Origin of the sequence: Brenneria nigrifluens DSM 30175 = ATCC 13028 (assembly GCF_005484965.1) — a bacterium.
In the GTDB taxonomy this organism is placed as follows: Bacteria; Pseudomonadota; Gammaproteobacteria; order Enterobacterales; family Enterobacteriaceae; genus Brenneria; species Brenneria nigrifluens.
The window spans coordinates 4756183-4769267 of sequence record NZ_CP034036.1 but is presented as its reverse complement, the minus strand read 5'-3'; the positions used below and the strand labels follow the sequence as shown (position 1 = coordinate 4769267).

The window sequence follows — 13085 nt, the reverse complement described above, 5'->3', positions numbered from 1 at the left end:
ACATGAGTTCCCAATCTATCGCGGCAAAGCGCTGGTTCAGCAAAGAGTGGCTATTGGAGCAGAAATCACTGATTGCCCTGCTGATCCTTATTGCGGTGGTGTCCGCCATGAGCCCCAACTTTTTCACCCTGAACAATTTGTTCAATATTCTGCAGCAAACCTCGGTGAACGCCATTATGGCCGTGGGAATGACCCTGGTCATTCTTACCTCCGGCATCGATCTTTCCGTCGGGTCTTTGCTGGCGCTGACCGGCGCGGTCGCCGCCTCGATTGTCGGCCTTGAGGTTAATGCGCTGTTGGCGGTTTTCGGGGCGCTGGCGCTGGGCGCGCTTATCGGCGCCGGAACCGGCGTCATTGTGTCCAAAGGCAAGGTTCAGGCGTTTATCGCCACGCTGGTGATGATGCTGCTGCTGCGCGGCGTCACCATGGTTTACACCAACGGCAGCCCGATCAACACCGGCTTTTCCGATGTGGCGGACGCTTTCGGCTGGTTCGGCATCGGCCGTCCGCTAGGCATTCCGACGCCGATCTGGATTATGGCCGTGGTATTTGCGGCGGTCTGGTACATGCTGCATCACACCCGGTTAGGCCGATATATTTACGCGCTGGGCGGGAATGAGTCCGCCACCCGGCTGTCCGGCATCAGCGTGGATAAAATCAAAATCATCGTCTATTCCCTGTGCGGGCTGCTGTCCGCCCTGGCGGGAATTATCGAAGTGGCCCGTTTATCGTCGGCGCAGCCTACCGCCGGAACCGGCTACGAGCTTGACGCCATCGCCGCCGTGGTGCTGGGGGGCACCAGCCTCGCCGGCGGCAAAGGACGTATCGTCGGCACGCTGATTGGCGCGCTGATCCTTGGCTTTCTTAATAACGGACTGAATTTGTTGGGGGTTTCCTCTTACTACCAGATGATCGTCAAAGCAGTCGTCATTTTGCTGGCGGTTCTGGTGGATAACAAAAGCAGTAAATAACCTTTATTCACACAGGAATTGCGCTATGAATATGAAAAAGCTGGCTACTCTGGTTTCCGCCGTTGCGCTGAGTGCGACCGTCAGCGCGAATGCATTAGCCAAAGGTACGATTGCCCTGGTGGTATCAACATTGAACAACCCGTTCTTTGTGGCAATGAAAGACGGGGCGCAGAAGGAAGCCGACAAGCTGGGCTATAACCTGGTGGTGCTGGATTCCCAGAACAACCCGGCTAAAGAGCTGGCCAACGTTCAGGATCTGACGGTTCGCGGCACCAAAGTGTTGCTGATTAACCCCACCGACTCCGACGCGGTAGGCAACGCCATCAAGCTGGCCAATCAGGCGAAAATCCCGGTAATTACGCTCGATCGCGTGGCCAGCAGCGGTGAAGTGGTTAGTCACGTTGCTTCTGATAACGCTTTCGGCGGTAAAGTCGCCGGCGATTTTATTGCCAAAAAGGCGGGTGAAGGCGCCAAGGTCATCCAGCTGGAAGGGATTGCCGGCACCTCCGCGGCGCGTGAGCGCGGGGCGGGCTTTATAAAATCCGCCGAAAAGAACAAATTCGCCATTCTGGCCAGCCAACCCGCCGACTTCGATCGAACCAAGGGGCTGAACGTGATGCAGAACCTGTTGACCGCGCATCCTGACGTGCAGGCGGTGTTCGCCCAGAATGACGAAATGGCGCTCGGCGCGCTGCGGGCGCTGCAAACCGCAGGTAAAACCGATGTGCTGGTGGTCGGGTTTGACGGCACGGAGGACGGCGTAAAGGCCGTTGAGTCGGGTAAACTGGCGGCAACGGTGGCGCAGCGTCCCGATCAGATCGGCGTCATCGGCGTTGAAACCGCTGATAAGGCGCTGAAAGGTGAGAAAATACAGGCCATTATCCCGGTTGATCTGAAATTGGTAACCAAACAGTAAAAAAATAAAGAATAGCAGGGCGAGCGCCGCCGCACCCGCGGCGGCGCATAATAAACATGTTGGAATGCGGCGCAATGAAAACGGGCAAGCTGGTGGTGCTGGGCAGTATTAATGCTGACCATATTCTCAATCTGGAGCAGTTTCCCCGTTCCGGTGAAACGGTGATCGGGAAACAATATCGTATCGCTTTCGGCGGAAAAGGCGCCAATCAGGCGGTGGCGGCGGGCCGTAGCGGCGCGGATATCTCGTTTATCGCCTGCGTCGGCGATGATGATATCGGGGCGCGCATTCGCCGGCAGCTATCCGACGATGGTATTGATGTGTCGGCGGTGGAAGCCGTCGCCGGCGAAACCACCGGCGTGGCCTTGATTTTCGTCAACGGCGAGGCGGAGAATATGATCGCTATAAACGCCGGCGCCAATGCCGCCGTTACGCCGGACTATCTTGGCCGCCATCAGCAGCAGATTATTGATGCCTCCGCGCTGCTTATGCAGCTGGAGTCGCCGCTGGAAACCGTTATCTCGGCAGCCCGGCTGGCGCATAAACATCACACGCGCGTTATCCTTAACCCTGCGCCCGCCTGCGAACTGCCGGATGAATTGCTGGCGCTGGTCGATATGATTACTCCTAATGAGACCGAAGCTCAGCGCCTGACGGGGGTCGCCGTCGAAACGGAAGCAGACGCCGCTCGCGCCGCGCAGGTATTGCACGATAAAGGCATCGCCAACGTATTGATTACCTTGGGCAGCCGCGGCGTCTGGCTGAGTGAAAAAGGTCACGGGCAACGCATCCCCGGCTACCGGGTTCAGGCGGTGGACACCATCGCCGCCGGGGACACCTTTAACGGCGCGCTGGTCACGGCGCTGCTGGAGAACCGGCCGATGTCGTCCGCGGTTAAGTTTGCTCACGCCGCCGCCGCGATTGCCGTCACCCGTCCGGGCGCTCAGCCTTCGGTTCCGTGGCGTGAAGAGATTGATGCTTTCTTGCAAGCTCAGGGGTGACCGTTGACCACCATGAAAGACGTTGCCCGTTTAGCGGGCGTTTCCACCTCTACGGTTTCTCACGTTATCAATAATGATCGCTTTGTCAGCGATGCGATTCGCGACAAGGTGATGGCGGCCGTTGAACAGCTTAACTACGCGCCTTCGGCGCTGGCCAGAAGCCTCAAAATAAATCAGACGCAAACTATCGGCATGTTGCTGACGGCCAGCAGCAACCCTTTTTATGCCGAGGTGGTGCGCGGCGTCGAGCGCTGTTGCTATGAGCGCGGCTACAGTCTGATTCTGTGTAATACCGAGGGCGATCCCGATCGCATGAGGCGCAGTCTGGAAACGCTGCTGCAAAAGCGCGTCGATGGCGTGCTGCTGATGTGTACGGAGAGCCATCGTCCTTTGCCTGACATGGTGAGCCGCTATCCCTCCATCCCCATGGTAATGATGGACTGGGCGCCGTTTGACGGGGGAATCGACGTCATTAAAGATAACTCCCTGCTCGGCGGCGAGATGGCAACGAAATATCTTATTTCCCGCGGTTACCGGAAAATAGCCTGTATTGCGGGTCCAAAGGATAAAACCACCGCCTATAACCGCCTTGAAGGGTACCGTCAGGCGATGCAGGGCGCGAGATTGCCGATCCCCGCCGAATATGAAATCTTTGGCGATTTTGAATTTGAAACCGGTTATCGGGCCATGCGGCAGCTGTTGGCGCTGGATAACAGACCGGATGCCGTCTTTACCGGTAACGACGCCATGGCCGTGGGGGTTTATCATGCTCTGTATCTGGCCGGACTCTCCATCCCCGGAGATATGGCGGTTATCGGCTACGATGATATTGAGTTGGCCCGCTATATGTCTCCCCCGCTGACGACGATTCATCAACCCAAGGATGAACTTGGCGAATTAGCCATTGATACCTTACTGTATCGTCTGGGACACCCCGATACCGAACCGAATGTTCTGGTGCTGACGCCAGAGTTAATGGTTCGACACTCCGTTGGGTAGCGCTGCGTTTCCCCTCGCGCGTTGCCGAAAAAAAACGCACTCAGTCACTTTTTTGCATTTAGCCCTTGTAAGCCGCCGAGAACGCCCTATAATGCGCCTCCACTGACACGGCAACGGCGGCAACGCGGTTGTGATGACGGTAGGAAGCCAGGCAATAATCACTTGACTTCACAGCGGAATTGCATAACATATGCGGCCCGCGCCACGGCGTAACGTGGCACTGCTCTTTAACAATTTAATCAGACAATCTGTGTGGGCACTCACAAGACGATATCCGCAAACGATATACAAAGTCTTGAAGAGTGACTGACAGTAAATTCATTACGAATAAACAGTTATAAATTCTTTGAGCATGCTATTAACGTAGCGAATCAAACAAATCTTAAATTGAAGAGTTTGATCATGGCTCAGATTGAACGCTGGCGGCAGGCCTAACACATGCAAGTCGAGCGGTAGCACAGAGGAGCTTGCTCCTTGGGTGACGAGCGGCGGACGGGTGAGTAATGTCTGGGAAACTGCCTGATGGAGGGGGATAACTACTGGAAACGGTAGCTAATACCGCATAACCTCGCAAGAGCAAAGTGGGGGACCTTATGGCCTCACGCCATCGGATGTGCCCAGATGGGATTAGCTGGTAGGTGGGGTAAAGGCTCACCTAGGCGACGATCCCTAGCTGGTCTGAGAGGATGACCAGCCACACTGGAACTGAGACACGGTCCAGACTCCTACGGGAGGCAGCAGTGGGGAATATTGCACAATGGGGGAAACCCTGATGCAGCCATGCCGCGTGTGTGAAGAAGGCCTTCGGGTTGTAAAGCACTTTCAGCGGGGAGGAAGGCAACAAGCTTAATAATCTTGTTGATTGACGTTACCCGCAGAAGAAGCACCGGCTAACTCCGTGCCAGCAGCCGCGGTAATACGGAGGGTGCAAGCGTTAATCGGAATGACTGGGCGTAAAGCGCACGCAGGCGGTCTGTTAAGTTGGATGTGAAATCCCCGGGCTTAACCTGGGAACTGCATTCAAAACTGACAGGCTAGAGTCTCGTAGAGGGGGGTAGAATTCCAGGTGTAGCGGTGAAATGCGTAGAGATCTGGAGGAATACCGGTGGCGAAGGCGGCCCCCTGGACGAAGACTGACGCTCAGGTGCGAAAGCGTGGGGAGCAAACAGGATTAGATACCCTGGTAGTCCACGCCGTAAACGATGTCGACTTGGAGGCTGTGGTCTTGAACCGTGGCTTCCGGAGCTAACGCGTTAAGTCGACCGCCTGGGGAGTACGGCCGCAAGGTTAAAACTCAAATGAATTGACGGGGGCCCGCACAAGCGGTGGAGCATGTGGTTTAATTCGATGCAACGCGAAGAACCTTACCTACTCTTGACATCCTCAGAAGAGACTGGAGACAGTCTTGTGCCTTCGGGAACTGAGAGACAGGTGCTGCATGGCTGTCGTCAGCTCGTGTTGTGAAATGTTGGGTTAAGTCCCGCAACGAGCGCAACCCTTATCCTTTGTTGCCAGCGATTCGGTCGGGAACTCAAAGGAGACTGCCGGTGATAAACCGGAGGAAGGTGGGGATGACGTCAAGTCATCATGGCCCTTACGAGTAGGGCTACACACGTGCTACAATGGCGCATACAAAGAGAAGCGAACTTGCGAGAGTAAGCGGACCTCATAAAGTGCGTCGTAGTCCGGATTGGAGTCTGCAACTCGACTCCATGAAGTCGGAATCGCTAGTAATCGTAGATCAGAATGCTACGGTGAATACGTTCCCGGGCCTTGTACACACCGCCCGTCACACCATGGGAGTGGGTTGCAAAAGAAGTAGGTAGCTTAACCTTAGGGGGGGCGCTTACCACTTTGTGATTCATGACTGGGGTGAAGTCGTAACAAGGTAACCGTAGGGGAACCTGCGGTTGGATCACCTCCTTAAACTGAAGTGAGATATTGGAAGGTGCAGTGTCCACAACAGATTGTCTGATGAAAACAATGAGCAAGGTAACCTGCGGTAGAAGGTTGCGGACGTATCCTGAAGTGCCGTGGGGTGTGTGACTGTCCAGTGCAGTGACAAAACACAATGGCGCTCGATTTTTCTGGAAAAATCTCGCCTTTACACAAAAATAGCAACGCGAGCGTTGCGGACAATTTTTGTGTCCCCATCGTCTAGAGGCCTAGGACACTGCCCTTTCACGGCTGTAACAGGGGTTCGAATCCCCTTGGGGACGCCATCCTGATAATGAGTGAAAGACATTATCACCGAATATCGTAAAGATGACTTTAACGAGTCGTGTTTACGATATTGCTCTTTAACAATCTGGAACAAGCTGAAAATTGAAACGACGCAGCTGAACATTATCCGCGAGGGTAATGATTTTGTTGTGTCAGAGTCTCTCAAAAATTGCAATCCGAGACACTTTCGGGTTGTGAGGTTAAGCGACTAAGCGTACACGGTGGATGCCTAGGCAGTCAGAGGCGATGAAGGGCGTGCTAATCTGCGAAAAGCGTCGGCAAGGTGATATGAACCGTTACACCCGACGATACCCGAATGGGGAAACCCAGTGCAATACGTTGCACTATTTCATGGTGAATACATAGCCATGAAAGGCGAACCGGGGGAACTGAAACATCTCAGTACCCCGAGGAAAAGAAATCAACCGAGATTCCCCCAGTAGCGGCGAGCGAACGGGGAGGAGCCCAGAACCATCATCAGTTTGTGTGTCAGTGGAAGCGTCTGGAAAGTCGCGCAACAAAGGGTGATAGTCCCGTACACGAAGATGCACATGCTGTGAGTTCGATGAGTAGGGCGGGACACGAGATATCCTGTCTGAAGATGGGGGGACCATCCTCCAAGGCTAAATACTCCTGACTGACCGATAGTGAACCAGTACCGTGAGGGAAAGGCGAAAAGAACCCCGGCGAGGGGAGTGAAACAGAACCTGAAACCGTGTACGTACAAGCAGTGGGAGCCCCACCACCAAAACACTTCCGGGCCGAGAGGCGATGCGGATGTCGAGGTGACGGTTGTCATCGCGTTTTTTGCGATGAGCAACACACAAAACAAGCCGTGAGTGTTTTGGGGTGGGGTGACTGCGTACCTTTTGTATAATGGGTCAGCGACTTATATTCTGTAGCAAGGTTAACCGAATAGGGGAGCCGCAGGGAAACCGAGTCTTAACTGGGCGTCAAGTTGCAGGGTATAGACCCGAAACCCGGTGATCTAGCCATGGGCAGGTTGAAGGTTGGGTAACACTAACTGGAGGACCGAACCGACTAATGTTGAAAAATTAGCGGATGACTTGTGGCTGGGGGTGAAAGGCCAATCAAACCGGGAGATAGCTGGTTCTCCCCGAAAGCTATTTAGGTAGCGCCTCGTGAACTCATCTGCGGGGGTAGAGCACTGTTTCGACTAGGGGGTCATCCCGACTTACCAACTCGATGCAAACTGCGAATACCGTAGAATGTAATCACGGGAGACACACGGCGGGTGCTAACGTCCGTCGTGAAGAGGGAAACAACCCAGACCGCCAGCTAAGGTCCCAAAGTCATGGTTAAGTGGGAAACGATGTGGGAAGGCCCAGACAGCCAGGATGTTGGCTTAGAAGCAGCCATCATTTAAAGAAAGCGTAATAGCTCACTGGTCGAGTCGGCCTGCGCGGAAGATGTAACGGGGCTAAACCATGCACCGAAGCTGCGGCAGCGAACGTATCACTTAAAACGCTTAACGTGACGGCGAAGCCGGCACGTTCAAGCCACAAAAACGTTGAGTCGGCCTGAGCGCTGACAGACGGCAAGGCGTTTTAAGGATACGTTCGTTGGGTAGGGGAGCGTTCTGTAAGCCGTAGAAGGTGGCCTGTGAGGGCTGCTGGAGGTATCAGAAGTGCGAATGCTGACATAAGTAACGATAATGCGGGTGAAAAACCCGCACGCCGGAAGACCAAGGGTTCCTGTCCAACGTTAATCGGGGCAGGGTGAGTCGACCCCTAAGGCGAGGCCGAAAGGCGTAGTCGATGGGAAACGGGTTAATATTCCCGTACTGGTTGTTACTGCGAAGGGGGGACGGAGAAAGCTAGGTTGGCCGGGCGACGGTAGTCCCGGTTTAAGCGTGAAGGTGGGTGTTTTTGGAAAATCCGGAACACCGTTAACACTGAGGCGTGACGACGAGTCACTACGGTGACGAAGTAACCGATGCTACGCTTCCAGGAAAAGCCTCTAAGCACCAGGTAACAGTCAATCGTACCCCAAACCGACACAGGTGGTCAGGTAGAGAATACTCAGGCGCTTGAGAGAACTCGGGTGAAGGAACTAGGCAAAATGGTGCCGTAACTTCGGGAGAAGGCACGCTGGATTTGGTGAAGTCCCTTGCGGATGGAGCTGAGACCAGTCGCAGATACCAGCTGGCTGCAACTGTTTAATAAAAACACAGCACTGTGCAAACACGAAAGTGGACGTATACGGTGTGACGCCTGCCCGGTGCCGGAAGGTTAATTGATGGGGTCAGCCTTAGGGCGAAGCTCTTGATCGAAGCCCCGGTAAACGGCGGCCGTAACTATAACGGTCCTAAGGTAGCGAAATTCCTTGTCGGGTAAGTTCCGACCTGCACGAATGGCGTAATGATGGCCAGGCTGTCTCCACCCGAGACTCAGTGAAATTGAACTCGCTGTGAAGATGCAGTGTACCCGCGGCAAGACGGAAAGACCCCGTGAACCTTTACTATAGCTTGACACTGAACCTTGAGCCTTGATGTGTAGGATAGGTGGGAGGCTGTGAAGCGTGGACGCCAGTCTGCGTGGAGCCGACCTTGAAATACCACCCTTTGATGTTTGATGTTCTAACGTGGGCCCGTAATCCGGGTTGCGGACAGTGTCTGGTGGGTAGTTTGACTGGGGCGGTCTCCTCCCAAAGCGTAACGGAGGAGCACGAAGGTTAGCTAATCCTGGTCGGACATCAGGAGGTTAGTGCAAAGGCATAAGCTAGCTTGACTGCGAGAGTGACGGCTCGAGCAGGTGCGAAAGCAGGTCTTAGTGATCCGGTGGTTCTGAATGGAAGGGCCATCGCTCAACGGATAAAAGGTACTCCGGGGATAACAGGCTGATACCGCCCAAGAGTTCATATCGACGGCGGTGTTTGGCACCTCGATGTCGGCTCATCACATCCTGGGGCTGAAGTAGGTCCCAAGGGTATGGCTGTTCGCCATTTAAAGTGGTACGCGAGCTGGGTTTAGAACGTCGTGAGACAGTTCGGTCCCTATCTGCCGTGGGCGTTGGAAGATTGAGAGGGGTTGCTCCTAGTACGAGAGGACCGGAGTGAACGCACCACTGGTGTACGGGTTGTGATGCCAATTGCATTGCCCGGTAGCTAAGTGCGGAAGAGATAACCGCTGAAAGCATCTAAGCGGGAAACTTGCCTCGAGATGAGTCTTCCCTGGGACTTCGAGTCCCCTGAAGGGCCGTTGAAGACGACGACGTAGATAGGCCGGGTGTGTAAGCGCAGCGATGCGTTGAGCTGACCGGTACTAATGACCCGAGAGGCTTAACCTTACAACACCGAAGGTGTTTTGAGAGTGACTCACAATATTCAGCTTGTTGACGGATTGAAGATTAAAATGTTTGCGTATAACGCGGACATCAAACAGCGCGGAGCGCTGGCCTGAAAAGGGAACAGACAAAATCGTCGGGAACGATTTTGTACGTCGCGTAGCGACGGCCCGAAGGGCGAGTCTCAGGAAGAGACGAGAAATTTGCCTGGCGGCGATAGCGCGGTGGTCCCACCTGACCCCATGCCGAACTCAGCAGTGAAACGCCGTAGCGCCGATGGTAGTGTGGGGTCTCCCCATGTGAGAGTAGGGAACTGCCAGGCATCAAACAGAACGGAAGGCCCAGTCGCAAGACTGGGCCTTTTGTTTTGCCTGTTGTTTGTCGGTGAGGTGCTCTTCAGTAGGACAAATCCGCCGGGAGCGTTCAGAACGCCTGACTAAGCCAACGGCGGATAAAGTCGGCCACCTGCTGTGGCTGATTGATATCGAGTTGGGGTAACGTTGCGGCAAGGGGAGCGTCCGCTGCAATGGCGATAACATTGTCATCCAGCAAATCATCCAGCGATCGCCCCAACGCCTGACGAAACAGCACGATCTTGTTGATTTTCTCCTGTTTAAACCCTTCCACCAGAATAAGATCGAGTACCGAGGCATCCATCTTTTTTGCCAGATCGTGCAAATCGGGTTGCTGCCGAGTCGGCGTTTCCGTCATCAAGGCCCATCGCTGGCTGCTGACCACCATGGTTTGCTCTGCGCCGGCCTTACGCAGTTCGTAGCTGTCCTTGCCCGGCGTATCGACATCCATATTATGATGCGTGTGTTTGATAAGGCCGACCCGAATACCGTCGTTCTTAAGGATGGGAATGATTTGTTTTAGTAATGTTGTTTTACCGGTACCGCTATAAGCTGCGATGGCAAGCAGACGAGGTCGATCAGGATTCATGATGCTGCCTTTGGAGGAGTGACAAATCCTCAGGGAAATTCAGGTTACGGAATGCTGCGGGTTGATCGGCAAATGAAACGGCCGTTGCGGCAATCTGTTCCATAAAGATCATTAGCTTACGATCGCCATTAGCAAGATAATTTTCCAGTGGCTTTATCAGGCGGCGATTTATCAGCAGTAAAGTGGGATGACCGCGGCTACCGTCAGTGGCGTAAGCCGCATTTCTCCCGTTCCTTTCTTCCCATAGCCGTTTTACCAGGTCTTGCGGCAGTTCAGGCACATCGCAGGGAACGAAGACAATCCACTCTGACGTTGCGGCATGCATGCCGGTAAGTATGCCTGCCAGCGGTCCGCAAAAACCGTTTTGCAGGTCGCTTACCACCGCACAGCCGCTTTGCTGATAAACCGGAAGGTTGCGATTGGCATTGATGATGACCTTATCAACCTGTTTTTTCAGCCGCGTCAGTACATGCTGGTATAACGGTAAACCATTTAGCTCCAGCAGACCCTTATCGCAACCACCCATGCGTGTTGCCTGTCCGCCAGCCAGAATCACACCAGTGATCATTGTTCGCCCCGCCTATCCAAGCCATAGGTTAACTTCTGAAAACATTTACTGAAGACCAAGTTCTTTTCACATATTAATAAGACTGTTATTTTTGTCATTGTATTTACTTCCGAGGGTAGAAAAATGAAATGTCATCGCGTTAATGAGTTGATTGAACTGTTACATCCAGCCTGGCAAAAAGAGCCTGATTTGAATCTGGTGCAATTTTTACAAAAACTTGCACAGGGGGCCGGGTTTGAGGGGCAGTTTAGCGAGCTGACTGATGATATCCTTATTTATCATCTGAAAATGCGTGACTCGGATAAAGAACAGGTCATTCCGGGGCTTAAAAAAGATTATGAAGAGGATTTCAAAACCGCGTTACTTCGCGCCCGCGGAGTCATTAAGGACTAGTGCGGATAGGAATGGAGTCCGGCTCGCATAACCCGATATTGGCACGTATTTATCTTACATCGCATGTTACTGGCAGTGGTTGTTATGAACAGTTCGGTTTTTAATTTTCAGACGTTGTTCCCCGAGTTGATAATGGATGCGCTACTGGACGCAGGGATACGCGTGGACTCTGGCTTAACAGCGCTAAACAGTTATGAAAACCGCGTATATCAGTTTACTGATGAAGAACGGAAGCGTTTTGTTGTTAAATTCTACCGTCCGGAACGGTGGAGTACTGCGCAGATTATGGAAGAGCATACCTTTGCCCGGGAACTGGCGGAAGATGAAGTGCCGATTATTGCGCCGTTGGAGCTGAACGGCCGCACGTTGCATCTTTATGAAGGATTTCATTTTGCGGTGTTCCCGAGCGTTGGCGGGCGGCAATACGAGATGGATAATGAAGATCAGTTAGAGTGGGTCGGGCGTTTTTTAGGCCGGATTCATCAGACGGGCCGTAAGTCCTCATTTTCCGCCAGGCCGACAATCGGTTTGAATGAATATCTGCATGAACCCTATAAGCTGCTGGAGCGTTCGGCGTTAATAGCGAAAAAACATCGAGAGGCTTTTTTACGGGCGGTCAGCAAGCTGATTGATACCGTCGAGGCTTATTGGCACACCGACTGGCAGTCGCTGCGTCTGCATGGTGATTGCCATCCGGGTAATATTTTATGGCGCGACGGCCCGCTGTTCGTTGATTTGGACGATGCGCGCAACGGTCCGGCGGTACAGGATTTGTGGATGTTGCTGCACGGCGAACGCCATGAACAGCGTATTCAATTAGATATTCTGTTAGAGGCCTACAGCGAATTTATCGAATTTGAGGATCAGGAGTTGGCGTTAATTGAACCGTTACGCGCTATGCGTCAGGTTCATTATCTGGCCTGGATTATACGACGTTGGGAGGATCCCGCTTTTCCCCGCAATTTTCCCTGGATAAAGGATGGCGATTTCTGGCTTAAACAGACATCGATATTTACCGAACAGGTTAAGCTGTTGCAGGATCCTCCTCTGCAGCTCACGCCAATGTACTGATATTGAATGGAGAGAGTGTATTTTTATGAAAAAATTATGGTTTGCATTGATTGGCGTCGTTTTGGCATTCAGTGCGTCAGCGGCTGATTTTTCTAACGGCAAGCAATATGTGGAATTAGATAAGCCGGCGACTCAGGAACCCCAGGTCCTGGAGTTTTTCTCATTTTATTGCCCGCACTGTTACCAGTTTTCAGAGGTCTACCATATTCCGCAAACGGTAGAAAAGTCGCTGCCCGCCGGCACCAAAATGACCCGTTATCACGTTGATTTTCTTGGTCCTCTGGGTAAAAATCTCAGTCAGGCATGGGCGGTGGCCATTGCGCTCGGCGTTGAAGATAAAATTACCCCGTTGATGTTCGATGCCGTTCAGAAAACGCAAAGCTTGCAAAAGCCGGACGATATTCGACAGGTGTTTATTAACGCCGGCGTCAGCGCGGAAGAATACGACGGCGCATTAAATAGTTTTGTCGTGAAGTCGCTAGTGGTGCAGCAGGAAAAAGCGGCCGCGGATTTACAATTACGCGGTGTGCCCGCCATGTTCGTTAACGGGAAATATATGATCAAGAACGATGGTCTTGATACCAGTTCAATGGATGCTTACGTAAAACAGTATGCCGATGTGGTAAAATTTCTGATAGATAAAAAATAAGCTATTTATGCGATAAACCACGCTGATTATATCGGCGTGGTTTTATC

The 13085-nt window shown here is 53.0% G+C and carries 9 protein-coding genes, 1 tRNA gene and 3 rRNA genes; 11 read left to right on the top strand and 2 right to left on the bottom strand.

Annotated features, from left to right (window positions below):
• The first annotated feature begins 2 nt into the window (after window positions 1-2).
• The 8 genes from rbsC to rrf all read left to right on the top strand — a co-directional run bounded on the left by rbsC (window position 3) and on the right by rrf (window position 9737).
• Window positions 3-971 carry a ribose ABC transporter permease gene (rbsC, locus tag EH206_RS22395; protein WP_009115036.1) on the top strand — a complete coding sequence of 323 codons (969 nt, stop codon included), beginning with the start codon at window positions 3-5 and terminating at the stop codon, window positions 969-971.
• Between the two features lie 25 nt (window positions 972-996).
• The gene (gene rbsB, locus EH206_RS22390) at window positions 997-1887 is read left to right on the top strand and encodes a ribose ABC transporter substrate-binding protein RbsB (RefSeq protein WP_009115035.1); all 891 of its coding nucleotides are present in this window, start codon (window positions 997-999) and stop codon (window positions 1885-1887) included.
• A gap of 74 nt (window positions 1888-1961) precedes the next feature.
• Window positions 1962-2888 carry a ribokinase gene (gene rbsK, locus EH206_RS22385; protein ID WP_009115034.1) on the top strand — a complete coding sequence of 309 codons (927 nt, stop codon included), beginning with the start codon at window positions 1962-1964 and terminating at the stop codon, window positions 2886-2888.
• Between the two features lie 3 nt (window positions 2889-2891).
• Window positions 2892-3887, top strand: coding sequence for a ribose operon transcriptional repressor RbsR (rbsR, locus tag EH206_RS22380; protein WP_168709115.1), 996 nt, complete (start codon window positions 2892-2894; stop codon window positions 3885-3887).
• A 384-nt stretch (window positions 3888-4271) separates the two neighbouring features.
• Window positions 4272-5813 (top strand): 16S ribosomal RNA (locus tag EH206_RS22375).
• A gap of 220 nt (window positions 5814-6033) precedes the next feature.
• A tRNA-Glu gene (locus EH206_RS22370) sits at window positions 6034-6109 on the top strand.
• A gap of 199 nt (window positions 6110-6308) precedes the next feature.
• Window positions 6309-9418, top strand: a 23S ribosomal RNA gene (locus EH206_RS22365).
• Window positions 9419-9621: 203 nt separating this feature from the next.
• Window positions 9622-9737: ribosomal RNA gene (gene rrf / locus EH206_RS22360) — 5S ribosomal RNA — on the top strand.
• The 16S, 23S and 5S rRNA genes sit together here with 1 tRNA gene alongside, the layout of an rRNA operon.
• Before the next feature lie 101 nt (window positions 9738-9838).
• On the opposite strand, the gene mobB is transcribed toward rrf, so the two are convergent.
• Both mobB and mobA read right to left on the bottom strand, forming a co-directional pair.
• Window positions 9839-10357: a molybdopterin-guanine dinucleotide biosynthesis protein MobB gene (gene mobB / locus EH206_RS22355; protein WP_009115032.1), complete on the bottom strand. Its 519-nt coding sequence runs from the start codon at window positions 10355-10357 to the stop codon at window positions 9839-9841.
• Window positions 10347-10925 carry a molybdenum cofactor guanylyltransferase MobA gene (mobA, locus tag EH206_RS22350; RefSeq protein ID WP_009115031.1) on the bottom strand — a complete coding sequence of 193 codons (579 nt, stop codon included), beginning with the start codon at window positions 10923-10925 and terminating at the stop codon, window positions 10347-10349. The genes mobB and mobA overlap by 11 nt, the downstream gene beginning before the upstream one ends.
• Window positions 10926-11048: 123 nt before the next feature.
• Here mobA and EH206_RS22345 point away from each other — a divergent pair, with 123 nt between their 5' ends.
• The 3 genes from EH206_RS22345 to dsbA all read left to right on the top strand — a co-directional run bounded on the left by EH206_RS22345 (window position 11049) and on the right by dsbA (window position 13038).
• Window positions 11049-11318 carry a YihD family protein gene (locus EH206_RS22345; RefSeq protein ID WP_009115030.1) on the top strand — a complete coding sequence of 90 codons (270 nt, stop codon included), beginning with the start codon at window positions 11049-11051 and terminating at the stop codon, window positions 11316-11318.
• Window positions 11319-11402: 84 nt separating this feature from the next.
• Window positions 11403-12389 (top strand): serine/threonine protein kinase, encoded by a 987-nt coding sequence (locus EH206_RS22340; protein ID WP_009115029.1) that lies wholly within the window; start codon window positions 11403-11405, stop codon window positions 12387-12389.
• 25 nt (window positions 12390-12414) lie between these two features.
• On the top strand, window positions 12415-13038 hold the full coding sequence (gene dsbA, locus EH206_RS22335; RefSeq protein WP_009115028.1) for a thiol:disulfide interchange protein DsbA: 624 nt from the start codon (window positions 12415-12417) through the stop codon (window positions 13036-13038).
• The last annotated feature ends 47 nt before the right edge of the window (window positions 13039-13085 follow it).